Here is a 24190-nt window from a genome sequence, read left to right as displayed (position 1 = left end):
CTGAAGCGATCTTACCCATGCCGGGAACAGGGGTGGTTATCTGTTTTTTAGCTGAGTAAATGTGAATTAAATGTTTCTATATGGTTATTTGATAATTTAATAATAAAGACATGTTAACAAACATGGGCCTGCAACATGTCATATCGCCTGAGCATTCTTGATAAAAGCCCCGTAGGGGAAGCTGAAACCGCCGCCATTGCCCTTGCCAGGACGCTTCATCTGGCGCAACTGGCAGAAGAGTGGGGATATCACCGCTTCTGGATAGCGGAACACCACAATACGCCGCAGCTCGCCAGTCCGTCGCCAGAACTGGTGATTGCGTGGATCCTCGGGCAAACACAGCGTATCCGCGTGGGGTCCGGTGGGGTCATGCTGCAGCACTACAGTCCGTATAAAGTGGCAGAAAATTTCAATCTTCTGGCGTCACTGGCCCCGGGTCGCGTTGACCTCGGTGTGGGGAAAGCGCCTGGAGGATTACCGCTGTCAACACAGGCGCTACAGCAGGGCATCAACCAGACAGAAAAGGGAACGTTTGCCGAACAGCTTTCTCAGCTTAATGGCTGGCTGTCGCTGACCGGTAAGGAAACTGCGCAAACGGTGTTCCCGACACCGCTTCCACCCACACCCCCGGAAGGATTTGTTCTGGGAGCCAGCGTTCAAAGCGCGCAGTTGGCGGCAGACTCAGACTGGAACTTTATCTTCGCTGCACATCTTAATGGTGACAAAGCACTACTGCGAGATGTTCTGACGTACTGGCAAAACAACAGCTCTCGCCCAACGATTGTTGCGGTACAGGTGATAGTGGCAAACAGTGCCGGGATCGCCGCGCAACTGGCGGAAAACGTGCAGATCTGGGGCGTGGAGCTGGAAGATGGCCAACGCGTCACGGTTGCCAGCGAAGAACAGGCTCTGGCTTTTGCCGCACAAGCGGGAAGCGCGCCGCGAAAAATTGCCCGACGCGAGCAGGCGTTGTTGCACGGTACTGCGCAGGAAGTGATCGAAAAACTCACTGACCTGCATACGCACTACGGCATTGATGAGTTCATTATCGATACCCCGGTGGCGGAAGGTCATGCGCGTCTGACATCTTTGCGTTTATTAGCAAAAGCCCATGCAGCCGTGGAGGTCGCCTGATGTCGCTCGCCTCACAGCTTATTAACTGGCGTCGCGAACTGCACCAGCATCCGGAGCTTTCCCTCCAGGAGGTGGCGACGACGGCCCGTATTCGCGACTGGTTGCACAGTGCGGATGTCACTATTTTACCGTTTGAACTGAAAACGGGTCTGGTCGCAGAAATTGGTCAGGGAGAAGAGGTTATCGCCCTGCGAGCGGATATTGACGCATTGCCGATAGAAGAAAATGCCGATGTTCCGTTTCGCTCGCTTACACCTGGCGTGATGCATGCCTGCGGACATGACATCCACACCAGCGTCATGCTCGGTGCGGCAATATTGCTGAAGCAGCAGGAATTCCATTTGCCGGGGCGAGTACGCATTTTGTTTCAACCCGCGGAAGAAAATTTTGGTGGTGCGAAAACGTTGATCCGTGCCGGAGCACTGCAAAACGTGGCGGCAATTTTTGGCATGCACAATGAACCCGGCTTGCCGGTAGGCGAGTTTGCCACTCGGGGCGGCGCTTTTTACGCCAACGTTGATCGCTTTGTGCTGCGTGTTACGGGTAAAGGCGCACATGCCGCACGTCCACACGAAGGTAAAGATGCCATTCTGCTCGCCAGCCAGTTGGTGACGGTATTGCAAAGCGTTGCCAGTCGGGAGGTTAATACGCTGGATTCAGTGGTACTGAGCGTGACCCGGATTCAGGGCGGAAATACGTGGAACGTCCTGCCAGAATTTGTCGAGCTGGAAGGGACGCTCAGGACACATCGCACTGAAGTTCAGCAGCAGGTCAAAAAGCGAGTGAGCGATATCGCCGCCGGATTTGCTCACGCTTTTGGCGCACAAATTGATGTTATCTGGCATGCCGGACCGAGTGCGTTGGTCAACGACACATACTGGGCCGATATTGCCACCAACGTGGCAAAAAAGTCCGGCTATACCACGCACAAAGCCGATCTCCATATGGGGGGCGAAGATTTTGCGGTCTATCTACAAAATACGCCTGGCGCATTTGTCAGTATCGGTAGCGCCAGTGAATATGGACTACACCATCCGGGATTTAATCCGGACGAACGATTAATTGAACCCGCCGCGAATTATTTTGCCCATTTAGCAAAAACGGCATTCGAACATCTTTAATTTTACCTGTTGGGTAAGGGGTTACTATGGCTAAAAATCGGCAACTACGGCTGGGTACTATTCTGCACGGTGCGTCAGGTAATATGTCCGCATGGCGTCATCCGGCTGCACAGGCCGATGCCAGTATTAATTTTGAATTCGTTAAAGAAACGGCGTTAATTGCTGAGCAAGGTAAACTGGACTTTATTTTTGTCGCCGATGGGCTGTATATTAATGAAAAATCTATTCCGCATTTTTTAAATCGATTTGAACCGTTAACGGTATTATCTGCGCTGGCCAGTATTACCCGCAATCTTGGGTTGGTCGGGACGGTATCGACATCATACAGCGAGCCTTTTACCACCGCGCGCCAGTTTGCCAGCCTAGACCACCTCAGCCAGGGGCGGGCCGGATGGAACGTGGTGACATCGCCACTGGAAGGATCGGCAAAGAACTATTCCCGTGCACAGCATCCTGAACATGCCCAGCGTTACCGCATTGCTGACGAATATTTGCAGGTGGTGAAAGGTCTGTGGGACTCATGGGAAGACGACGCGTTTATCCGTAATAAAGCCAGTGGTGAATTTTTTAATCCGCAGAAACTGCACACGCTAAATCATCACGGCGATTATTTTCAGGTTGCCGGCCCGTTAAACATTGCCCGCACACCGCAGGGACGCCCAATTATATTTCAGGCTGGTGCTTCTGCAGATGGCAAAAAATTAGCAGCGCAGCATGCTGATGCTATTTTTACCCATCAGGATTCACTGGCCGAGGCCAAAGCATTTTATCAGGATGTAAAAAACCAATTAGCGCTCACCGGGCGTCATCCTGATGAGTTGCATATTTTTCAGGGCGTCAGCGTTATTGTTGGCGACAGTGAACAGGATGTTGAGCAGCAATATCAAACCACCGCCGCGTTGGTTTCTGTTACCGACGCACTGAATTACCTGGGTCGCTATTTTGAACATCACGATTTTGCGCAATATCCACTGGATGCGCCATTCCCGGATATCGGCGATCTGGGGCAAAACAGCTTTCGTAGCACCACCGATGAAATCAAGCGTAATGCGCGGGAACGCGGGCTAACGTTGCGGCAGGTTGCGCTGGAGGCTGCCAGCCCTCGTCCCCGTTTTAGCGGTACGCCAGAACAGGTAGCAGATGGCTTACAGCAGTGGTTCGACGAGAAAGCGGCAGACGGTTTTATCATCCAGGGCGGAACGCCGGATACCTTCCCACGCTTTGTTGAGCAGGTGATTCCGGTGCTCCAGGCGCGTGGCCTGTTCCGTTATGAATACCCTGGCACAACCCTGCGCGAAAGTCTGGGGTTAGCGGCACCGGCAAATCAATTCACACAATAAACTCACACAATAAGAGAAAAAACGCTATGCAGAAAAAATCATTACTTCTCGCGCTGTCACTGGCTTTCAGCGCCTCAGTCTGGGCAAATGACGTCACGATTAATGGTACTGGCGTCAGCCTGGAAGCCAATAAAACCCCTATCAATACGGCGAAAAACCCGCAGGCGATCGCGCAATTACCCGCCAACCTGCGCCTCGCTGTACCGGGCAAATTCACCGTGGCGATTGCCGGGCTGAGTCAGCCGCCGCTGACCGTTTTTGCGGATGACAATAAAACGCTAATCGGCAGTGAAGCCGATATTGCCCGCCTGGTTGCCGACAGTCTGGGACTGGAGTTGAACGTCGTGCCGACGTCGTGGGAAGACTGGCCGCTGGGCGTGACATCCGGCAAATATGATGCCGCAATCAGCAATATTACCGTGACCAAGGCGCGCAAAGAGAAGTTTGATTTTGCTACCTATCGCAAAGATTCCCTCGGTTTTTATGTCAAAACCGGCAGCCAGCTGACAAAAATTGAGAAAGCAGAAGATATTGCAGGTCTGCGCATTATTGTCGGTTCCGGCACAAATCAGGAAGCCATTTTGTTGGCGTGGAACGAAGAAAACCTGAAGAACGGATTAAAGCCGTTTACTCCGGTGTATACCAAAGATGATGCCGCCCAGACGCTGGCCCTGCAGTCAGGCCGTGCTGATGCCTATTTTGGTCCTAACGTCATCGGTGCCTGGAAAGCCGCTCTCAACGGGAAAACGCAACTGGTCGGCAGCGTGGATGGAGGATGGCCGAAGGCGGCGCATATCGCGGTAACGCTGAAAAAAGACAGCGGTTTAGTGCAGCCGGTACAAACCGCGCTTAACGGTGTGATTGGCAATGGTGACTATGACAAAGTGCTGAACCGCTGGGGAGAAGGGGTTGAACGTATCCCGCAATCCGAAATTAATCCGGCGGGTTTAGGCGATTAAGGAGACCTGTATGAGCGATGAATTCCGCGTGGTGTCGCCAGAAGCTGCGGAGCTGCAGCCGATCCTTAACGGTCTGTTTGGCGAATATGCCTCACGCTATGGTGACTATTTTTCCCGTGATGCCGAAGTGGAGTTAACCGAATGGTATCTGGCACCGCAGGGGATTTTTGTGGTGCTGGAACGCGACGGCGAAATTATCGCTACCGGCGCTTACAAACCCTACAACGCTGATACCGCAGAGATTAAGCGCATATGGACCAAAAGTACCCTGCGTAAGCAAGGGCTTGCGGGCCGAGTTGTGCAGGAGCTGGAACGCAGGGCATTGCTCGCGGGCTACAGCCGCATCTACCTGACGACGGGGTTTCGCCAGCCGGAAGCCGTTCAGCTCTATTTACGCCAGGGCTACGATCCGCAATTCGATATTGCGCGCGATCCTGAAGAGTACAGTCAACCGCCATTCGATGGACGACTGCGCTTTACCAAACTGTTGACCATCGCAGGTCAGGCAAAAATAGCCTGAGGAGAGAAAATGAAAACGACTGAAACCATCAAAGTCGTACCCGCGCGTTATCCGCTGCGCACCGCTGGCGCGATAGTGGCTCTGTTTGTGCTGGCGGTGATTATCCAGTCGGTGGCGTTTAATCCCCGTTGGGAATGGAGCGTATTTGCCCGCTGGTTTTTTGATCCGGTCATTTTGTCCGGCCTTGGGCAAACGTTATTGCTAACGCTTATCGGCACGTTGTTGAGCATTATTTTTGGTGGTTTACTGGCACTGGCCAGACTTTCATCGTCCTGGCTGTTGAACGGACTGGCATGGGGATATATCTGGTTGTTCCGATCGTTGCCGCTGATCGTGGTGCTGATTATCCTGTACAACTTCTCTTATCTGTACGACACGCTGACGATTGGGATTCCCTTCACCGCTGTTCAGTGGGGCAGTTTTGAAACCATCAATGTACTCGGTCAGTTTTCCACCGCGGTAGTTGGCCTGACGCTGGTGCAAAGTGCCTATACCGCCGAAATTATCCGTGGCGGTTTTCTCGGGGTTGATCACGGTCAGTATGAAGCTGCCGCCGCACTGGGACTTCCAGCCTGGCGTCGGACACTGCGTATCATCCTGCCACAGGCATTGCGAACCATTTTACCCTCAGGATTCAATGAAATTATCAGTCTGGCAAAGGGGACTGCGATGGTTTATGTACTGGCGATGCCGGAGCTGTTTTATACCATCCAGATGATCTACAACCGCACGCAGGAAGTGATCCCGCTGCTGATGGTCGGGGCCGTGTGGTATCTGGTCATTACCAGCGTCCTGTCGCTCATTCAACATCTGGTCGAGCGCGCACTGGCACGCAGCGAGCGACGTTCAGCAATAAATACCACTCGCGCGAGCCGTGCGGTTAAACGTAGTCGTCAAATCCCGTCGCAGGAGGCTGTCCATGTCCCACTCGCCTGATGGTCATATTTCAATTACCAGCGTCAGTAAATACTTCGGGCGCCATAAAGCGCTGGATAATGTTTCTCTTGAGATCCTTCCAGGTACGGTAACGGTTATTCTCGGACCTTCAGGGTCGGGAAAATCAACGCTATTGCGGGCAATTAACCATCTCGAACGCGTCGACGAGGGATTTATTCAGATTGATGGCGACTATATTGGCTACCGCCGACAGGGCGACAGGTTGTATGAACTTAAAGAGGCGGAGATCCTGCGCCAGCGCATCAACGTCGGCTATGTCTTCCAGAACTTTAATTTGTTCCCACACTTAACCGTACTGGAAAACCTGATTGAAGCGCCGATTGCGCACGGGCTGGCGTCGCGTAAAGCCGCCACTGAGAGGGCATTGACATTACTGGATGCGGTTGGGCTGCGTCATAAAGCCGATGCCTGGTCTCGGCACTTGTCTGGTGGGCAGCAGCAACGTATCGCTATTGCCCGCGCGCTGGCGTTAAATCCACGTGTAATGCTGTTTGACGAACCAACCTCTGCGCTTGATCCTGAGCTGGTAGGCGAAGTGCTTGATGTGATTAAAGCACTGGCGCAATCGGGAACCACACTGGTCGTTGTGACCCACGAAATTGGTTTTGCCCGGGAAGTGGCGGATCAGGTCGTGTTTATGGTCGATGGCAAAATCGTGGAGCAAGGGAGCAGCGAGCAGGTACTGAACCATCCTCGTCATACGCGAACACAGCAGTTCTTGTCGAAGGTGTTATCGTAAAAAAACGCTGTTCCGCAGGAGTGCAAATCCCGGAACAGCGGGCGAAATATCGCCATACGGTTAAATTAAGCGGCAGAAGGTGCCAACGTTATGCGATCCAACGGCCCTACGATAAACAGATAAGAAATCAGGCCAATCAGTCCCATTGAACCAACGTACAGAATGGCGTAATCAAATGACTGGGTATTAGACAGAATAATGCCGATAACCAGCGGGGTAATAATACTGGCCATATTGCCACACATATTGAACACACCTCCGGCAATGCCCAGCACCTCTTTTGGCGAGGTATCGCTGAGTACGCACCAGCCAAGATTGCCAAAGCCTTTGGCGAAAAAGGCCAGACTCATTGCAGCGATAACCACAAATTCTGAAGAGGTATAGTTGGCGATAACGATGACGCAGGAGAGTAACATGCCGCAGATGACCGGCAACTTACGGGCGACAGTCAGACTGTAGCCGCGTTTCAAGAGCCAGTCAGAGAAGACCCCGCCCAGCAATCCACCAATGAATCCGGCAATCGCGGGGATACTGGCGATAAATCCCACTTTGAGGATCGACATCCCTTTAGCCTGATACAGATAGGTCGGGAACCAGGTCAGGAAAAACCAGGTTATCGAGGTGACACAGAATTGACCAATATAAACGCCAATCATCATCCGGTTGACACAGACGCTTTTAATTTGCGCCAGGGTGATTTTTTGCGGTTCCTTTTTATTTCCCAACGATGGTTCGCCTCCGCCAGCACGAATATAATCAATTTCCTGTTGGTTCACTTTAGGATGGTGCATAGGGTCTTTGACTTTAACCAACCAGAATATGCCAAGAATAACGCCAATCGCCCCGATGTAATAAAAGACAAAATGCCAGCTCAGATTATGCAAAATAATGGTCATCAGCGGCGTAATAATACCTAGCGAAATATATTGTGCGGCCTGGTAGACCGATGTGACAAAACCTCGCTCGCTATTGGGAAACCACTGCACGCTTAAACGACTGTTGGCCGGGAATGCAGGCGCTTCGATGGCTCCCATCATCAGACGCAGGATAATCAGTACAACAAGCGGACTTGCATAGAGATAGATAGTGCCCTGAAACATGGTCACCACTGACCAGCCGATCAATGCACATCCATACACCAGGCGGGAACCGTAACGATCCAGTAACCAACCGCCGGGTAATTGCATAATAACGTAAGAAATACCAAAGGCTGAGAAGGCCAGCCCCATGGCTTCGGGATCAAACCCGAGTTCCTTACTCATAATTGGCGCGACGACGGATAACGTCGCACGGTCAGCATAATTAAATACTGTGGCAAGAAATAGAAATATCAGGATGCTGTAACGCACTTTAGTGCGCTTTATTATTGTATTCATCACCCACTCCTGTCATTAGGTTTGAGAGCGTATATGTAGGGAAGAGGGCGGGTTTTTATTTCCCGCCAGATACGTTACGGGCGTTTGCCAAACTCGCAGGTTAATTGCGTCCAGCGTCGCGCCTGTTCGCTAATGCTGAAGCCCAGACCATGACGATCGGAAACCCACATACGGCCATCGCGCAGTTCAAGTTGTTCATTGAATAACGGATTCAGCCATTCGAAATGTTCCAGCCATGGCTCCAGCGGGTAGGCGGCAGACAGATGCAGATGAACTTCCATTGCAAAGTGTGGGGCAAGCTTACGGCCATGCTTGGCGGCCAGATCCATAATTTTGAGGAAGGGTGAAATGCCGCCTACACGTGGCGCATCTGGCTGTACAAAGTCGCTGGCGTTACCGAGGATCAGCTGTTCATGCTCGCGAAAGCTGGTTAACATTTCACCGGTGGCAATAGGGGTATCAAGCGCGGCGGCAAGCTGTGCGTGACCTTCTACATCGTAGGCATCCAGCGGCTCTTCAATCCAGATCAGATTGAATTGTTCCATTTTACGACCCATGCGGATAGCCGTTTCGCGATCCCACTGTTGATTCGCGTCCACCATCAGCGGGAATTCATCGCCCAGTGCTTCACGCACTGCGGTTAAACGGCGAATATCCTCGGCACAGTTAGGTTGTCCGACTTTCAGCTTGATACCGCCAATACCGTTTTCACGAGAGATAACGACGTTTTTGAGCACCTGATCCAGCGGTGTATGCAGGAATCCACCAGAGGTGTTGTAACACTGGACGGAGTCGCGGTGTGCGCCCAACAGTTTTGCCAGCGGCAGGCCTGCGCGTTTGGCTTTCATATCCCACAGAGCAATATCGATAGGGGAGATGGCCTGTACCGCCATTCCACTACGACCTACGGAAGCGCCTGCCCACAGTAACTTGGTGTAGATCTTGTCAATATCGTTTGGATCTTCTCCCAGCAGGTTATCGGCAATTTCTTTCGCGTGAGCATAAATCCCTTGGCCACCCGCACGCTTGGAATAGCTGAATCCTACGCCCTCGAAACCATCACGACTGCGGATCTCCGCGATGATAATCGCCACTTCAGTTAACGGTTTCTGGCGACCCGTAAGCACTTTTGCATCGCTGACTGGCGTTGCCAGCGGAAGAAATGCCAGAGATAGCTTAACCCACTCAATACGATCGCCGGTTTCAGCAGCGGTTTTAGTATTCACCGTTTTGGCATAGGTTACGGCGTCGGAATTAGCACTTAAAGACATATTATTCTCTCCTGGTGATGAATAAATGATTGCGCTAACATTTTTAATGGTGGCGCAATCATTAAGCCAGCGAATTACTTTTGATTTGAACAATTGATCACAAACCAAGAGATAAAAGGCCACGATATTGTAAGTAATGTCACATTCCAATACTTTGTGTGAAAATGCACAAATACAAATGATTGCGTTAACATTTCAAGTGATAAAGCTATGCTAAGCCGCTGTTTTCTCAGCGTAAAAAAGAAGGCCGCTGGCATTGGTCGATTTCATGATGAATAATGCACAACTTAATCGGCGATTTTTACAAGGGCATCGACAGTGAAAAACTCCAGACCTTCGCGCGCACCCACGCTGGAAGATGTTGCCCGTACCGCTGGGTTGTCTCCTATGACGGTGAGTCGGGCACTGAATACCCCGCAACTGGTACGGCCGAAAACGGTAGAAAAAGTGATGCTTGCCGTGCGCGCTACGGGCTATATTCCTAACGCTCTGGCAGGGGGGCTGGCGTCACGTCGAAGTAAACTTATTGCTGTGGTGGTGCCGCAAATAAACAACAACATGTTTGTTGATACTATCCAGTCGTTGAGTGATGAACTGGCTGAGCGTGGTTATCACATATTGTTGTGTGTGGCCGGATACACGCAGCAAACCGAAGCCGAACTGGTGGCTGCACTGTTATCACGTCGGCCTGATGGCATCGTACTCACCGGGATCCACCATACTGCTGAGCTGAAAAAAGTGATCCTGAATGCTGCCATTCCGGTGGTGGAAATCTGGGATTTAACGCCAACGCCTGTCGACATGCTGGTGGGGTTCTCTCACGAAAAAGTGGGGCAGGCAGTGGCGGAATACATCATTAAGAAAGGCTATCGTCGTCCCGGTTTACTGTGGACGGCCGATCGTCGGGCGGGTCAGCGTAAACAAGGGTTGTGCGATGTTCTGAGCCGACATGAGATTTCCTCTGTCCCACAAGTGGATGTCCCGCTTCCGGCCTCTTTGTCCCTTGGTCGTAGTGGCCTGACCCAGCTTTTTACCGAGGGTGAGTTTGACGTCATTGTCTGTAGTTCAGACACTCTCGCACAGGGGGCTATCATGGAGGCAGAAAGCCGTGGTTTGAGGGTCCCGCAAGATTTAGCGGTGATTGGTTTTGGCGATCTCGATTTTGCCGCCAGCAATCGGCCCTCGATTACCACAGTCAGCGTAGACCGACGCGCTATCGGACAACGTGCCGCCTCGCTGCTTGCCGACCGTATTGAAAATATTGCGCGTGATGACGATATTATTGATGTTGGCTTCCATCTGGTAGAACGAGAGTCCGCATAAGATACCTGCCCGAATACAGACAATAAGGAACCTGCTATGCCGCACGTGGATATTAAATGTTTTCCCCGCGACCTGAATGACGAACAAAAATCCGCGCTGGCTGCGGATATAACCGAGGTCATCATTCGCCATCTGCAAAGTAAAGAGAGCTCGGTGAGCGTGGCGCTCAATGAAATTGAGCCGGATGCATGGCAAATTGTGTGGGATGAGCAAATCGCGCCCCAGATGGCGACGCTGATAAAAAAACCGGGCTACAGTATGTGAGATTAAACGGGCGGGAAGGCCGCCCGTTTAATAATATATTTACGGTGTGACAATATTAAACCAGAATTCGAATTTATCCATATAGCCAAGCATAGCCTCGAGTTTGGCACTGTCGCCGGTTATCTTCACATCACCGCTTTCTTCAGCCTGCTTCAGGGTTATGTCCTTGAGGATGATTTTGTTCAACGTATCGCGGCTAAGAGTGATAGTCGTGTCAGCCTCTTTCGCTTCAGCATTGGCGGTATGATTCAGAACGCCATTTTCCAGCTCCAGCTTGTATTTTCCTCCGTCGTTACCGAGATCTATGTTGAATACGGATTTCGCATCACCAGCTTTCTGTCCATTAATATGTACCGCCAGGTAGTCGAAAAACATTTCTGGCGTCATCGCCCGTACGGTATCCGGGCTGGCGGTATTCGGGGTTGGTCCTTTAACCACGCCGTTACGTAACTCTTGCGCACCGGTGAGATAGAAGTTACGCCACGGGCCGGACTCTGCCTGATATCCTAATTGTTCCAGCGCGTCAGCTTCCAGATTGCGGGCCGCCTGATTGTTCGGATCGGCAAACACCACTTTGCTCACGACCTGTGCCACCCAACGATAGTTACCCTGGTCATAGTCGGTTTTTGCTTTCTGCAGTATGGCATCCGCACCGCCCATATAATCGACGTACTTTTTCGCGGCGTCTTCCGGCGGCAGTTCATCCAGCGTCGCCGGGTTACCGTCAAACCAGCCGAGATAAAGCACATAGGTAGCTTTCACATCATGGCTGACAGAACCGTAGTAACCGCGGTTAGCCCATGTATGCGCCAGTGAATCAGGCAGCTTGAAGTTAGCGGCTATTTCGTCGCGGGTCAGGCCTTCGTTCGCCATACGTAGCGTCTGGTCATTGATGTATCGATACAGGTCACGCTGGCTCTTGAGCAGCTTCACCACGTTGTCATTACCCCAGGTTGGCCAGTGGTGTTGGGCCATCAGGATTTCCGCTTTGTCTCCCCAGCGAACGATGGCTTCATTGATGTATTTAGACCAGGGCAGTGGTTCACGTATTTTTGCGCCACGCAAAGAGTAGGTATTGTGCAGGGTATGTGTGACATCCTCTGCCGATTCAATAAGTTTTTTCTCTTCGATAAACCATAACATTTCTGATGGAGCTTCTGAGCCTGGCGCCAGCATAAAGTCATAGGTTAAACCGTCTATAACCTCTTTTTGCCCGTCTTTCTCAATGATATTGGTTGGTGCAATCAGGGTGACTGTACCCGCAGATGTTGTGGTACCCAGCCCGGCACCAACCTGGCCTTTGGTATCAGGTTTCAACAGGTTGCCATACATATAGCTGGCTCGACGGCTCATTACGTTCCCGGCCATTATATTTTCGGCAACTGCGGCTTCCATAAAGCCCGAAGGCGCATAGATCTTCACTTTTCCTGATTTTACATCCGCTTCGTCGACCACACCGCGTACGCCACCGTAGTGATCTACATGACTGTGAGTATAAATGACGGCGACGACGGGCTTATTACCGCGATTTTTAAAATAAAGATCCATACCGACTTTAGCTGTTTCAGCTGAGACCAGTGGATCGACAACGGTTATGCCTTCTTTACCTTCGATAATCGTCATGTTTGAAAGATCGAGGTTACGGATCTGATACACACCCTCGGTTACTTCAAACAAGCCACTGATGTTGATTAACTGAGCCTGCCGCCACAGGCTGGGATTCACTGAGTCCGGGGCTTTATCACCTTCTTTAATAAACGTGTACTGCTGCGGATCCCAGATCACGTTGCCTTGTTCGCCTTTAATCATTTCCTGGGGGATAGGGGCGATAAAGCCTTTATGGGCATCGGTAAAGTCAGTGTTATCGTCAAAAGGAAGTTGGTTGTAGAGCGCATTGTTAGCTTGTTGCGTGGATGCAGTAGCGTCTTTTGGTGCTTCTGCGGCCATAAGAGGAACAGAGAAAGATGTTAATAACCCAGCAAGAATAAAACATTTCGCGATTCTATTAAGTTGCATCGTAAAACCTCTCTGATACTTCACGAAGTACAGTGTTAAGGGGGATGCTGCTTTTACGGATAGTGTTTTGAATAGATATTTGGGTTAGTGCAAGATTAACTATAACTGGCGTTAATGAATCGGCAAGGAAGGGTGGGATTATTAGGCTTTAGATTAAATAAGACCAGGATGGCAGTCGTTCACTGCCATCGGTAAATGCACTATTACTCGCCTGCAGTGATACGTTTCCCACTAATAATAAACGTTCCTGCACCCAGATGATGCAGGGTATTGAGTTTGTCATCATCAAACTGCCAGCGACCGTCGATGAATACGCGCTCGTCCGCTGCGGCTGAAACCACTTCGCCAAACAAGGTGTCGTATTTCTCCTGTGCAGATGTCGCTGGCAGCAGGCGACACTCCATCCAGGCCAGACATTTTGTCTCTATCACCGGTAAGCCAAGCACTGGACCATTTATCACCGGGATACCGTAGCAGTTGAATTTATCTTCCTCACGACCGGACACGCTTCCCACGGCGTAGGTCCAGTTGGTTGCCGCAACGCCCGGGATAACAATGCCAAACATGCCGCTGCGTTCAATGAGTTCGCGCGACCAGGCAGTCTTATCCACCACAATGGCTATGCGTGGTGGCTCAAACTCAACGGGCATTGACCATGCTGCTGCCATCACATTACGGCGTTCTGTCGTCGAGTCCCGACTGGTAATCAAAATGGTAGGGCCGTGATTCAACAGCCGACTGGCATGATGCAATTCAACTGGACGAAAATGACTCATGGCGACTCCTCTGAAAGATAAAAACAGCGTCATAATTAACGGTATTAGCGATTTTGTCATCCCACAACAAGACCCAGCGCACAAAATCGCCGGCGTAAAATTAAAAATGCGTTATAAGTACAACATTGAACAAACAGGAACGCTATATGACGCCTTTTTTAAAAGCCTATTTTTCCCGTATTGGCTGGTCAGGTACGCCAGCAGTCGACATTAACACTTTGAAGAGACTGCATTTACTGCACAACGCCGCTATTCCGTTTGAAAATCTGGATGTGTTGCTACCCCGAGAGATACAGCTCGACGATCTGGCTCTGGAAGAGAAGCTGGTGAACGCTCGTCGTGGCGGGTATTGCTTTGAACAGAACGGAGTACTTGAGCGAGCACTGCGGGAGACAGGTTTTACGGTGCGCAGTTTACTCGGACGTGTGGTACTGGCGAATCCATCAACCCTGCCGCCACGTACTCATCGCCTGCTACTGGTTGAGTTGCAGGGAGAGCAGTGGATTGCCGACGTAGGATTTGGCGGACAAACGCTGACGGCGCCTATTCGGTTGCAGGCTAACCTGGAACAGCAGACACCGCACGGTGAGTATCGCCTGATTCAGGAGGGGGAGGACTGGATCCTGCAGTTCCGACACCATGAACACTGGCAATCAATGTACCACTTTGATCTCGTCATGCAGCACCAGAGCGATTATGTGATGGGCAATTTTTGGTCAGCACACTGGCCACAATCGCATTTTCGTCATCATCTGCTGATGTGCCGCCATCTGCCGGACGGGGGTAAGCTGACGTTAACCAATTTTCACTTTACCCATTACCAGGACGGTCATGCGGTCGAGCAGATGAATGTACCCGATGTCGCCAGCCTGTATATGCTATTGCAGGAACGCTTTGATCTGGGTGTTGACGATGCAAAACACGGATTTACTGAGGCAGAACTGGCCACGGTGATGGCTGCGTTTGATACCCATCCGGAGGCAGGAAAATAGCGCGAAGCGGAATATAGCCGGATGACAGGGTAACACCTTATCCGGCTTATCTGTTTCGTCAGAGATTAATCGCCCATTCGGCATGAAACAGGATCACCGCAGCACCAGAGATAGTCACTTTTTCTGGTTGGTTATCGCGGATGGTCACCGCAATATCGACGATGCCGTCGCGTCCCAGCGCGCGACCCTGATGCCCCTGGACGCGCAATAATTTTCCGTCATGCACCATCAGATTATGATGCACCAGCCATGCTCCCATCGGACCGTTGGCATTGCCCGTCACTGGATCTTCCACAATACCGATCGCGGGTGAAAACATGCGACCATCAGTTTCGTATTTCCCAGGGCGGATCTGGAACGGGAAGAAACCGTTGCAGCCAATTTGCTGGCTGAGTGCTGTTAATGCCGACAGGTTCGGGGACAAGGCATCAATATCGACCTCTGGCTTCAGTGTGATCATTACTTTTGAATGACCAGTGGAGGCCACCTGAACAGGTACCCCTGGCAGCATATCGCTTTCAGTCAGGTGCAGGGCGCTGATGATTGCCGCACGCGTTTCGCCTTCCAGCGGGGGCTCAAAAACCGGCGCACCCTGTTCCAGAGTGATACGGTGATCGCCGCCTTCAGCGTGAATTTCAACCCGATGACGACCGGCCAGAGAAGTCTGCCAGACGGTGGTATTTCCCAGACCGAGCACTTTCGCCCGCACATAGTGAGCCGCGACGGTGGCGTGTCCGCAGATGGGTACTTCGATCGTGGGGGTAAAGTAGCGAATCCGGACATCACTGTCATCGCTGGAGAGCATGAATGCCGTTTCTGAATGGCGCAACTCCCGCGCGATCAGCTGCATCTGCGTATCGCTCAGGCCATCAGCATGCAATACAACCCCCGCCGAATTGCCGCGAAAAGGTTCAGAGGTAAAGGCATCGACGTGATAAATCTGTGGTTTCATTGATGTTCTCCCTGGGATGGAGAAGCATCATAGCGTGCAAAAATTCGTATGGCTAACGTATGCCCGGTTAGTGCAAGCACCACCGGGCATCGCAGAGCATTAGCGGCGAGAACGAACGATCTGATAGCGACGGGTAAAATATTCAACCGGCGCGCTCCACACATGGACCAGACGGGTGAACGGGAACAGCAGGAAGATGGTCATGCCTAATACCAGATGTACACGGAAGATCAATGCGACACCATCCAGATGCGCAGACGCGCCCCCCTGGAAGGTCACCACTGACTGTGCCCAGCCTACCAGTTTCAGCATTTCACTGCCGTCAGGATGTTGAGCGGAGAACGGTATAGTGGTCAGGCCGAGAATACACTGAATCAGCAATACGCACAGGATCAGAATATCGGCTGTGGATGAGGTGGCGCGAATTCGCGAGTTTGTCAGACGACGAACCAGCAAACCAGCTCCACCAACCAGCGTCAGCACACCACAGAGGCCCCCTGCAATCATTGCCATTTGCTGTTTGACTGCAACAGGCAGGAACCAGGCGTACATCCAGTGCGGGGTTAGCATGCCGAACAGATGACCGAAGAAGATCCCCAGAATGCCGATATGGAACAGGTTCGACCAAAGCACCATGCCGCGCTTATCGAGCATCTGGCTGGAGGAGGCGCGCCATGTATATTGCCCGTAGTCGTAGCGTAGCCAACTGCCAAGGATAAACACCGTGCCGCACAGATACGGGTAGATGTCGTAAAAAAAGACGTTCAGATACTGTATCATTTCGGGCCTCCCGCACTGACGTCGACATACTGGGGGGCGACGTCCTGGCTAAAGCGTCGTTGATAGTTTTGTAACGGTGAACTGTCACAGGCAGTGGCGTTATCCTCAATGAACTTCACCTGTTCTTCTTCCCAGACCGCATCCAGCGCCTGACGGGTATCATCCCGGGATTCCGCACCCACCTGCTTGGTGACACTGTCACTTGAAAGTGGGCTTCCTGCTAAAGCCAGCAGGGCGTCAAACAGCTGATACCATGGTGCCTCTCGCTGCTTCAGGCGACCGCCAAGCAACGCCAGGATTGGCGCCACATTCTGTAATCCCTCTCTGGCTTCGGCTTCAGGCAAAACGCTTAAATACTCCAGATACAATGGCAGGTGATCCGGCAGTTCCCGACAGTCGAGTTGTAGCCCCACCTTTTCGTACTGAGCCAGCAGGTCAACCATCGCCTGGCCGCGATCGCGAGATTCAGCATGCACATGTTCAAACAGCAAAAGCGAGGTGGAGCGGCCCCGGTCAAACACCTCGCACCATTCAGCTTGTTTATCGAGTAACGGAGCGTTTAGCAGTTCCGTTGTAAACCTGGTAAGCACTGGCGCATCGCTGGCGATCAGTTGTAGAGCATCGTCTTTGCATTCCCATAGCAATTCGTCCGGATACTCCATCAGCAGTCCGATAATCTTAAGGATTTGCATTATTCACCCTCCGCTTTATCGCGCACTTCGGTGATATCGATAGCATCAATGCGGCTGCTGTTGAACAGGTTGAATTTGGTGTCGGAACCGTGACAGCCGTCGCCAAAGGTAAAGCCGCAGCCGTTTTTCTCCGGGAAGGCATCGCGAGCCATTTCACGGTGGCTGGTTGGGATCACGAAGCGGTCTTCATAGTTAGCAATGGCCAGATAGCGATACATCTCTTCGACCTGCTCAACGCTTAAACCCACTTCTTCAATAGCGCGGGTATCCGTTACGCCTTCTACTGTTTGCGAACGCATATAGTGACGCATTGCCATCATACGTTTCAGCGCGCGCAGTACCGGGCCGGTATCTCCGGCGCTGAGCATATTGGCAAGGTACTGCACCGGAATACGCAGCGACTCGACGGCCGGCAGAATATTGCCATTGTGCGGCAGGCCACCGGCGTCTGCGACTGACTGAATCGGTGACAACGGCGGCACATACCAGACCATCGGCAGGGTGCGGTATTCAGGGTGCAGCGGCAGTGCCAGCTTCCAGTCCATCGCCATTTTGTAGACCGGTGACCGCTGGGCCGCCTCGATGACGTTGTGTGGGATCCCCTGTTTCAGTGCTTCCTCAATTACCGCCGGATCGTTAGGGTTGAGGAACACATCGCACTGGCGTTCATAGAGATCGGTCTCATGTTCAGTGCTGGCCGCCTCTTCAATACGGTCTGCGTCGTACAGCAGTACGCCGAGATAGCGAATACGTCCGACGCAGGTTTCCGAACATACCGTTGGCTGACCGGATTCAATACGTGGGTAGCAGAAAATGCATTTTTCTGACTTGCCACTCTTCCAGTTAAAGTAGATTTTTTTGTATGGGCAGCCGCTGATACACAAGCGCCAGCCGCGACATTTATCCTGGTCGATCAGCACAATGCCGTCTTCTTCACGCTTGTAAATCGCGCCGCTCGGGCAGGTTGCCACGCAACTGGGGTTCAGACAGTGTTCGCACAGGCGCGGCAGATACATCATGAAGGTGTTTTCAAACTGACCGTACATTTCTTTTTGTATCGCCTTGAAGTTACGGTCACGGGCGCGTTTTTCAAATTCCCCGCCAAGCAGTTCTTCCCAGTTTGGCCCCCAGATAATTTTGTCCATTCGTTTGCCATCAATTAGCGAACGCGGGCGGGCGGTGGGCTGATTTTTGCTCTCTGGCGCGCTATGCAAATGCTGATAGTCGTAGGTGAACGGTTCGTAGTAATCATCGATTTGCGGAATGACAGGGTTGGCGAAGATTTTAGTGATGACGCCCATCTTACCGCCCAGACGCGGTCTTATCTTACCGTTAACGTCGCGAACCCAGCCGCCTTGCCACTCGTCCTGGTCTTCCCAGTTTTTCGGATAACCAATACCCGGTTTGGTTTCGACGTTGTTGAACCACGCATATTCCATACCTTCACGTCCGGTCCAGACGTTTTTACAGGTGACGGAGCAGGTGTGGCAGCCAATGCATTTATCCAGATTAAGAACCATGCCTACCTGTGAGCGTATTTTCATTTTTTCGCCTCCTGTACCTGATCGCGACCTTCATCATCCAGCCAGTTAATATTTTTCATTTTTCGAATCATGATGAACTCATCGCGGTTAGAGCCGACCGTGCCGTAATAGTTGAAGCCGTAAGCCAGTTGCGCATAGCCGCCGATCATGTGCGTGGGTTTCGGGCACACGCGGGTCACGGAGTTATGAATGCCGCCGCGCATTCCGGTAACTTCAGAGCCAGGAATATTCATGATCCGCTCCTGAGCGTGGTACATCATCGTCATCCCGGGCGGCACGCGCTGGCTAACCACCGCGCGGGCAGTCAGTGCACCGTTGGCGTTAAAGGCTTCAATCCAGTCGTTATCCTCAATACCCAGCTCTTTAGCATCGGTTTCACTGATCCAGACAATCGGACCACCGCGCGACAGCGTAAGCATCAACAGGTTTTCACTGTAGGTGGAGTGGATACCCCATTTCTGGTGTGGCGTCAGGAAGTTCAGCGCTTTTTCCGGGAAACCGTTTGGTGGAATTTCGCGCATTTCACTCACGCTGCGGGTGTCGATTGGCGGACGGTAGGCCACCAGACTCTCGCCGAAGGCGCGCATCCACGCGTGATCCTGATACAACTGCTGGCGGCCAGACAGCGTGCGCCACGGGATCAGCTCATGAACGTTGGTATAGCCGGCGTTATAAGAGACATGCTCGCTTTCAAGACCTGACCAGGTCGGGCTGGAGATAATTTTGCGCGGTTGCGCCTGAATGTCGCGAAAACGGATCTTTTCGTCTTCTTTGTTTAGCGCCAGATGCGTATGGTCACGCCCGGTCATTGCGCCCAGCGCTTGCCAGGCTTTCACCGCCACCTGACCATTCGTTTCCGGCGCAAGCGCCAGGATCACTTCGGAAGCATCCAGCGCGGTGTCAATCAGCGGGCGACCTTTTGCCGCGCCTTCACGCTTGGTGTAGTTGAGCTTGCCGAGGAAATCGACTTCCGTCTGGGTGTTCCAGGAGATACCTTTCCCGCCGTTACCCAGCTTGTCCATCAATGGCCCAAGCGATGTGAAGCGTTCGTAAGTGGCGGGGTAGTCCCGTTCCACGACGGCAATATTGGGTGCCGTTTTACCCGGAATAAGTTCGCATTCGCCTTTGCGCCAGTCCTGAATATCAAACGGTTGCGACAGTTCTGCCGGGGAGTCATGCAGCAGCGGTTGCAACACCACGTCGGTTTCTTGTCCCAGATGTCCAACACACACCTCTGAGAACACTTTGGCGATGTCCTTATAAATCTCCCAGTCGCTTTTTGATTCCCAGGCGGGATCAACCGCCGCCGACAGCGGGTGAATAAACGGATGCATATCCGAGGTGTTCATATCGTCTTTTTCATACCAGGTGGCGGTAGGCAACACGATGTCTGAAAACAGGCAGGTGCTCGACATCCGGAAATCCAGCGTCACCAACAGATCGAGCTTGCCTTCGATAGCCGCCGATTGCCACTCCACCTCTTCAGGTTTAATACCCTCGCTTGAGCCAAGCGCTTCACCCTGAATACCGCTTTCCGTACCAAGCAGATATTTGAGCATGTATTCATGCCCTTTACCTGAGGAGCCGAGCAGGTTTGAACGCCAGACGAAGAGGTTACGAGGATGGTTTTTACCGCTGTCTGGTTGCTCGCAGGCCATGCGGATATCCCCCGACTTCAGTGCCTGTGCGGTGTAATCCGCAGGTGACAAGCCTGCCTGTTCTGCCTTCGCTTTTACGGTTAACGGATTTAGGTTGAGCTGAGGCGCGGAGGGCAACCAGCCCATGCGCTCGGCGCGTACGTTGAAGTCAATCAGATGTCCGGTAAACTTCGACGCATCAGCCAGCGGGGAGAGCAGTTCCTGAGCAGTGACTTTTTCATAACGCCACTGGCTGGAGTGATTGTAGAAAAACGAGGTGCTGTTCATCTGACGCGGTGGACGGTTCCAGTCCAGTGCAAAAGCCAGGGGAAGCCAACCGGTTTGCGGACGTAGCTTTTCCTGACCAACGTAGTGCGCCCAGCCACCGCCGCTTTGACCGACACAGCCACAAAACACCAGAATGTTAATCATCCCACGGTAGTTCATGTCCATGTGATACCAGTGGTTGACGCCGGCACCGAGGATAATCATCGATCGACCGTGGGTTTTGTGTGCGGTATCCGCAAACTCCCGGGCGATTTGTTCGATATGGCGGGCCGGCACACCGGTAATTTGTTCGCCCCAGGCCGGGGTATAGGCTTTGATTTCGGTGTAATCATGAGCACTGTGAGCGTCATCCAGACCGCGATCGAGGCCGTAATTTGCCAGCACCAAATCGTAAACGCTGACTACCGGACAAAGTGTGCCATCGGCAAGCGTAAGGTGTTTTACCGGCAGCTTACGCACCAGTATCGGCTCCTGCTTGACGCTACGAAAGTGTGGGTTTTCATTACCGCCAAAATAGGGGAAGACCACCCCGGCAACTTCGTCGTGCTGACCGAGCAACGACAAGGACAGTTCGGTTTCCGTGCCTGCAGCCAGCGCCTCGAGGTTCCACTTACCTTTTTCTCCCCAGCGAAAACCGATCGAACCGTTTGGCACCACCAGTTCACCGGCGCTGTTAAAGGCAACCGTTTTCCATTCCGGGTTATTGCTTTCACCCAGTCCATCGACGAGATCGGAGGCACGCATCATCCGGCCCGGGACATAGCTACCGTCTTCACGGGCATTCAACAGTACCAGCATCGGCATATCGGTATAACGACGGCAGTAATTCAGGAAATAGTCGCTGGGTTTGTCGAGGTGGAATTCTTTCAGGATCACGTGGCCCATCGCCATCGCCAGCGCGCTGTCGGTACCTTGCTTCGGAGCCAGCCACTGATCGCACAGCTTGGCCACTTCCGAGTAGTCCGGCGTAATAGCAATTGTCTTGGTGCCTTTGTAGCGCACTTCCGTGAAGAAGTGTGCATCTGGCGTACGGGTCTGCGGGACGTTGGAACCCCAGGCGATAATGTAGCTGGAGTTATACCAGTCGGCGGATTCCGGTACATCGGTCTGCTCTCCCCAGGTCATCGGCGATGCGGGAGGCAAATCGCAATACCAGTCGTAGAAGCTCAGACAGGTCCCGCCGATAAGTGAGAGATAGCGCGTTCCGGCTGCGTAAGAAACCATCGACATAGCCGGAATTGGTGAAAACCCAACGACGCGATCCGGGCCGTAAGTTTTTACTGTCCAGACGTTGGCGGCAGCAATAAGCTGATTTAGCTCTTTCCAGTTTGACCGGATAAACCCACCGCGTCCACGTACCTGTTTGTAGCTCTGGCACTTTTGCGGGTCGTTCATAATGGATTCCCAGGCCAGCACTGGATCCGGTTGGCGAGAGAGGGCATCGCGCCACAGTTCAATCAGGCGTTTACGCACCAGTGGGTATTTCAGACGGTTAGCGCTATAGAGATACCAGGAATAACTTGCCCCGCGCGGGCAGCCTCGTGGCTCATGGTTGGGCAGATCAGGACGGGTGCGCGGATAGTCGGTCTGCTGTGTTTCCCAGGTGACCAGTCCGTTTTTTACGTAGATTTTCCAGCTGCATGAGCCGGTGCAGTTGACGCCGTGGGTTGAGCGTACGATTTTATCGAACTGCCAGCGCTGGCGATAGCTGTCTTCCCAGTCCCGGTTGCTGTGCATCACTTGTCCGTGACCATCGGCAAACGTATCGCCCTTTTGTTTAAAGTAGCGAAAGCGATCCAACAGTTTACTCATGACATTTCTCCTGCTCCGATAATTTTGCCGACAGTGAACCGAACTGCTGGCCTGATGAGTCGCGAGAGCGTTGCTATCAGGAAATTGTGGGCGGCTAAGGTCTTATCCGGCCGACAAAAGCATTCGATCCTGCGGTATGTACGTTGTTATTTTTTTTGTGATTTGCGGCCATAGACCAGCCAGGTCACCAGCACGCAGACGATGTAAAACACTAAAAATATTTTCATAGCGCCAACGGGAGATCCGGTCAGCGCCAGGGATGAGCCAAACGCTTTTGGGATGAAAAAACCGCCAACTGCGCCAATAGCGGAGATAAACCCAAGCGCGGCGGCGGTATCTGTCACCGCTTCACGCTGGGCCTGTTCTTCAGTGCCTCCGCGCAGTTTCACCCGGTAAATTGTGATTTTGCGAAAGATCACCGCAATCATCTGGAAGGTCGATCCGCTCCCCAGTCCTGCGGTCAGGAACAGTCCCATAAACACGAGGTAGAAGGCGGTGAAACTCCCCGAGCCTGAACCTGGCAAGGTGAGAAACAGCAGGCCGCTAAACAACGCCATAAACATGAAGTTGATTAATGTCACCCGTACGCCGCCAAATTTGTCAGAAATAACGCCGCCTGCAGAACGCGCCAGAGCGCCGATAAACGGGCCGAAGAACGCGAGTTGCAGAATATTCACGTCGGGGAACTGGGTTTTTGCCAGCATGGCAAATCCTGCTGAAAAGCCGATAAATGACCCGAAGGTAGCGAGGTACAGCAGGCTTAACAGCCAAAGATGAAAGCGCTTGAGGACCGGTAACTGAGAGGCGATAGAAGCCTTTGAGCTGGCGATGTCATTCATCCCCATACCTGCCGCCAGCGTTGAGAGCAGCAGCAATGGAACCCAAATCCACGCTGCGTTAGCCAGCGACAGTAATGAGCCATCAGGCTGTGGTACGCCCTGTACGCCCAAAAAGGTAAAAATGGGCAGAAAAATAACCAGTGGCGCGATCAATTGCATTACGCTGACGCCCAGGTTACCGAGACCGCCGTTAACGCCTAACGCGCTGCCTTGTTTGGCTTTTGGGAAGAAAAAACTAATATTGCCCATGCTGGAGGCAAAGTTGGCGCCAGCAAATCCACACATCAGTGCAATAACAATAAATACGCCAAACGGAGTAGATGTGTTTTGCACGGCAAATCCGAGCCACAGACAAGGAATAACAAGAATTACAGTGCTGAAAATCGTCCAGCGGCGACCACCAAATATAGGCACCATAAAGGAGTAGGGGACGCGTAATATTGCACCAGAGAGGGAAGGTAATGCGGTTAATAAAAAGAGTTGATCGGTAGTGAAATTAAAGCCAATTTTATTTAAATTCACTGCCACGGCGCTAAATAACATCCAGACGCAGAAGGCAAGCAGCAGGCAACTTACTGATATCCAGAGGTTTCTCCGGGCTATATGTTTACCTTTATTATCCCAAAATGCGGGGTTTTCAGGTTTCCAGTCAGTTAAAAGATAACGATTATTTTTCTCATTTTGTAGTGCCATATTGTCCTCACATGCACACGTCGTTCATGAAAAAAAGAAATAGGCAGAGGAAGAGCCGCGCGAGCTCTTTTTAGAAACTATTGAAAAGTTTTAGGAATATTGACTGAAAGAATAGATAAAAAAGTGCAATAGCGCGGTGTGATGGGGAAATAACGCGTTGTTTAA

At 52.1% G+C, this 24190-nt stretch carries 18 protein-coding genes and 1 pseudogene; 9 read left to right on the top strand and 10 right to left on the bottom strand.

The features are described 5' to 3' along the window. The first annotated feature begins 135 nt into the window (after window positions 1-135). From AACS05_RS11705 to AACS05_RS11680, 6 genes and pseudogenes are all read left to right on the top strand, one after another. Window positions 136-1134: an MsnO8 family LLM class oxidoreductase gene (locus AACS05_RS11705; protein WP_045443053.1), complete on the top strand. Its 999-nt coding sequence runs from the start codon at window positions 136-138 to the stop codon at window positions 1132-1134. Continuing rightward, window positions 1134-2255 (top strand): amidohydrolase, encoded by a 1122-nt coding sequence (locus AACS05_RS11700; RefSeq protein WP_045443050.1) that lies wholly within the window; start codon window positions 1134-1136, stop codon window positions 2253-2255. Before AACS05_RS11705 ends, AACS05_RS11700 begins: the two co-directional genes overlap by 1 nt. A gap of 26 nt (window positions 2256-2281) precedes the next feature. Continuing rightward, window positions 2282-4554, top strand: a pseudogene (locus AACS05_RS11695) (NtaA/DmoA family FMN-dependent monooxygenase). Between the two features lie 10 nt (window positions 4555-4564). Then, window positions 4565-5074, top strand: coding sequence for a GNAT family N-acetyltransferase (locus AACS05_RS11690; protein WP_045443040.1), 510 nt, complete (start codon window positions 4565-4567; stop codon window positions 5072-5074). Window positions 5075-5083: 9 nt separating this feature from the next. Beyond that, window positions 5084-6010 (top strand): amino acid ABC transporter permease, encoded by a 927-nt coding sequence (locus tag AACS05_RS11685; RefSeq protein WP_045443037.1) that lies wholly within the window; start codon window positions 5084-5086, stop codon window positions 6008-6010. Beyond that, window positions 5994-6770, top strand: coding sequence for an amino acid ABC transporter ATP-binding protein (locus tag AACS05_RS11680; protein ID WP_045443034.1), 777 nt, complete (start codon window positions 5994-5996; stop codon window positions 6768-6770). The genes AACS05_RS11685 and AACS05_RS11680 overlap by 17 nt, the downstream gene beginning before the upstream one ends. 65 nt (window positions 6771-6835) lie before the next feature. Here AACS05_RS11680 and AACS05_RS11675 read toward each other — a convergent pair whose 3' ends face one another. Continuing rightward, complete coding sequence (locus AACS05_RS11675; RefSeq protein WP_045443032.1) at window positions 6836-8146, bottom strand: MFS transporter; 1311 nt, start codon at window positions 8144-8146, stop codon at window positions 6836-6838. 74 nt (window positions 8147-8220) lie between these two features. Next, window positions 8221-9417, bottom strand: a complete 1197-nt coding sequence (locus AACS05_RS11670; protein ID WP_045443029.1) for an L-talarate/galactarate dehydratase — start codon at window positions 9415-9417, stop codon at window positions 8221-8223. A gap of 387 nt (window positions 9418-9804) precedes the next feature. Between AACS05_RS11670 and AACS05_RS11665 the strand changes: the two genes are divergently transcribed. Together AACS05_RS11665 and pptA are read left to right on the top strand one after the other, a co-directional pair. Continuing rightward, the gene (locus AACS05_RS11665; RefSeq protein ID WP_045443026.1) at window positions 9805-10740 is read left to right on the top strand and encodes a LacI family DNA-binding transcriptional regulator; all 936 of its coding nucleotides are present in this window, start codon (window positions 9805-9807) and stop codon (window positions 10738-10740) included. 36 nt (window positions 10741-10776) lie between these two features. Next, window positions 10777-11004 (top strand): tautomerase PptA, encoded by a 228-nt coding sequence (pptA, locus tag AACS05_RS11660; RefSeq protein WP_045443023.1) that lies wholly within the window; start codon window positions 10777-10779, stop codon window positions 11002-11004. Between the two features lie 39 nt (window positions 11005-11043). Here the strand turns inward: pptA and AACS05_RS11655 are convergent, their stop codons facing one another. Together AACS05_RS11655 and AACS05_RS11650 are read right to left on the bottom strand one after the other, a co-directional pair. Then, entirely contained in the window at window positions 11044-13020 is a 1977-nt protein-coding gene (locus AACS05_RS11655) for an alkyl/aryl-sulfatase (protein ID WP_045443020.1), read from the bottom strand. Window positions 13021-13223: 203 nt separating this feature from the next. Next, the gene (locus tag AACS05_RS11650) at window positions 13224-13796 is read right to left on the bottom strand and encodes a flavin reductase family protein (protein WP_045443018.1); all 573 of its coding nucleotides are present in this window, start codon (window positions 13794-13796) and stop codon (window positions 13224-13226) included. A gap of 146 nt (window positions 13797-13942) precedes the next feature. Between AACS05_RS11650 and nhoA the strand changes: the two genes are divergently transcribed. Then, window positions 13943-14788, top strand: coding sequence for an N-hydroxyarylamine O-acetyltransferase (gene nhoA, locus AACS05_RS11645; RefSeq protein WP_045443015.1), 846 nt, complete (start codon window positions 13943-13945; stop codon window positions 14786-14788). A 58-nt stretch (window positions 14789-14846) separates the two neighbouring features. Here nhoA and AACS05_RS11640 read toward each other — a convergent pair whose 3' ends face one another. The 6 genes from AACS05_RS11640 to AACS05_RS11615 all read right to left on the bottom strand — a co-directional run bounded on the left by AACS05_RS11640 (window position 14847) and on the right by AACS05_RS11615 (window position 24025). Then, a complete protein-coding gene (locus AACS05_RS11640) occupies window positions 14847-15740 on the bottom strand; it encodes a PhzF family isomerase (protein ID WP_045443011.1) in 894 nt (297 codons plus the stop codon). A gap of 99 nt (window positions 15741-15839) precedes the next feature. Next, the gene (narI, locus tag AACS05_RS11635; protein WP_045443008.1) at window positions 15840-16520 is read right to left on the bottom strand and encodes a respiratory nitrate reductase subunit gamma; all 681 of its coding nucleotides are present in this window, start codon (window positions 16518-16520) and stop codon (window positions 15840-15842) included. Continuing rightward, a complete protein-coding gene (narW, locus tag AACS05_RS11630) occupies window positions 16517-17212 on the bottom strand; it encodes a nitrate reductase molybdenum cofactor assembly chaperone (RefSeq protein WP_045443005.1) in 696 nt (231 codons plus the stop codon). The genes narI and narW overlap by 4 nt, the downstream gene beginning before the upstream one ends. Next, window positions 17212-18756, bottom strand: coding sequence for a nitrate reductase subunit beta (gene narH, locus AACS05_RS11625; protein ID WP_045443002.1), 1545 nt, complete (start codon window positions 18754-18756; stop codon window positions 17212-17214). The genes narW and narH overlap by 1 nt, the downstream gene beginning before the upstream one ends. Beyond that, window positions 18753-22493 (bottom strand): nitrate reductase subunit alpha, encoded by a 3741-nt coding sequence (locus AACS05_RS11620; protein WP_045442999.1) that lies wholly within the window; start codon window positions 22491-22493, stop codon window positions 18753-18755. Before AACS05_RS11620 ends, narH begins: the two co-directional genes overlap by 4 nt. Window positions 22494-22639: 146 nt before the next feature. Beyond that, window positions 22640-24025: a NarK family nitrate/nitrite MFS transporter gene (locus AACS05_RS11615; protein WP_045442996.1), complete on the bottom strand. Its 1386-nt coding sequence runs from the start codon at window positions 24023-24025 to the stop codon at window positions 22640-22642. Window positions 24026-24190 lie beyond the last annotated feature (165 nt).

The sequence above is a fragment of the Citrobacter sp. S-77 genome (assembly GCF_963864895.1).
GTDB classification, from domain to species: Bacteria; Pseudomonadota; Gammaproteobacteria; order Enterobacterales; family Enterobacteriaceae; genus Citrobacter; species Citrobacter murliniae.
Note: the sequence above shows the minus strand (reverse complement) of the source record. Positions and strands in the feature narration are given on the sequence as shown.

Excerpts from the sequence above, each read along its gene's own strand:
- AACS05_RS11670 (WP_045443029.1), bottom strand. The coding sequence starts at position 9,417 with ATGTCTTTAAGTGCTAATTCCGACGCCGTAACCTATGCCAAAACGGTG.
- AACS05_RS11620 (WP_045442999.1), bottom strand. The coding sequence starts at position 22,493 with ATGAGTAAACTGTTGGATCGCTTTCGCTACTTTAAACAAAAGGGCGAT.
- nhoA (WP_045443015.1), top strand. The coding sequence starts at position 13,943 with ATGACGCCTTTTTTAAAAGCCTATTTTTCCCGTATTGGCTGGTCAGGT.
- AACS05_RS11675 (WP_045443032.1), bottom strand. The coding sequence starts at position 8,146 with ATGAATACAATAATAAAGCGCACTAAAGTGCGTTACAGCATCCTGATA.
- narW (WP_045443005.1), bottom strand. The coding sequence starts at position 17,212 with ATGCAAATCCTTAAGATTATCGGACTGCTGATGGAGTATCCGGACGAA.
- AACS05_RS11655 (WP_045443020.1), bottom strand. The coding sequence starts at position 13,020 with ATGCAACTTAATAGAATCGCGAAATGTTTTATTCTTGCTGGGTTATTA.
- narH (WP_045443002.1), bottom strand. The coding sequence starts at position 18,756 with ATGAAAATACGCTCACAGGTAGGCATGGTTCTTAATCTGGATAAATGC.
- AACS05_RS11680 (WP_045443034.1), top strand. The coding sequence starts at position 5,994 with ATGTCCCACTCGCCTGATGGTCATATTTCAATTACCAGCGTCAGTAAA.
- AACS05_RS11615 (WP_045442996.1), bottom strand. The coding sequence starts at position 24,025 with ATGGCACTACAAAATGAGAAAAATAATCGTTATCTTTTAACTGACTGG.
- narI (WP_045443008.1), bottom strand. The coding sequence starts at position 16,520 with ATGATACAGTATCTGAACGTCTTTTTTTACGACATCTACCCGTATCTG.
- pptA (WP_045443023.1), top strand. The coding sequence starts at position 10,777 with ATGCCGCACGTGGATATTAAATGTTTTCCCCGCGACCTGAATGACGAA.
- AACS05_RS11650 (WP_045443018.1), bottom strand. The coding sequence starts at position 13,796 with ATGAGTCATTTTCGTCCAGTTGAATTGCATCATGCCAGTCGGCTGTTG.
- AACS05_RS11665 (WP_045443026.1), top strand. The coding sequence starts at position 9,805 with ATGACGGTGAGTCGGGCACTGAATACCCCGCAACTGGTACGGCCGAAA.
- AACS05_RS11640 (WP_045443011.1), bottom strand. The coding sequence starts at position 15,740 with ATGAAACCACAGATTTATCACGTCGATGCCTTTACCTCTGAACCTTTT.
- AACS05_RS11705 (WP_045443053.1), top strand. The coding sequence starts at position 136 with ATGTCATATCGCCTGAGCATTCTTGATAAAAGCCCCGTAGGGGAAGCT.
- AACS05_RS11685 (WP_045443037.1), top strand. The coding sequence starts at position 5,084 with ATGAAAACGACTGAAACCATCAAAGTCGTACCCGCGCGTTATCCGCTG.
- AACS05_RS11690 (WP_045443040.1), top strand. The coding sequence starts at position 4,565 with ATGAGCGATGAATTCCGCGTGGTGTCGCCAGAAGCTGCGGAGCTGCAG.
- AACS05_RS11700 (WP_045443050.1), top strand. The coding sequence starts at position 1,134 with ATGTCGCTCGCCTCACAGCTTATTAACTGGCGTCGCGAACTGCACCAG.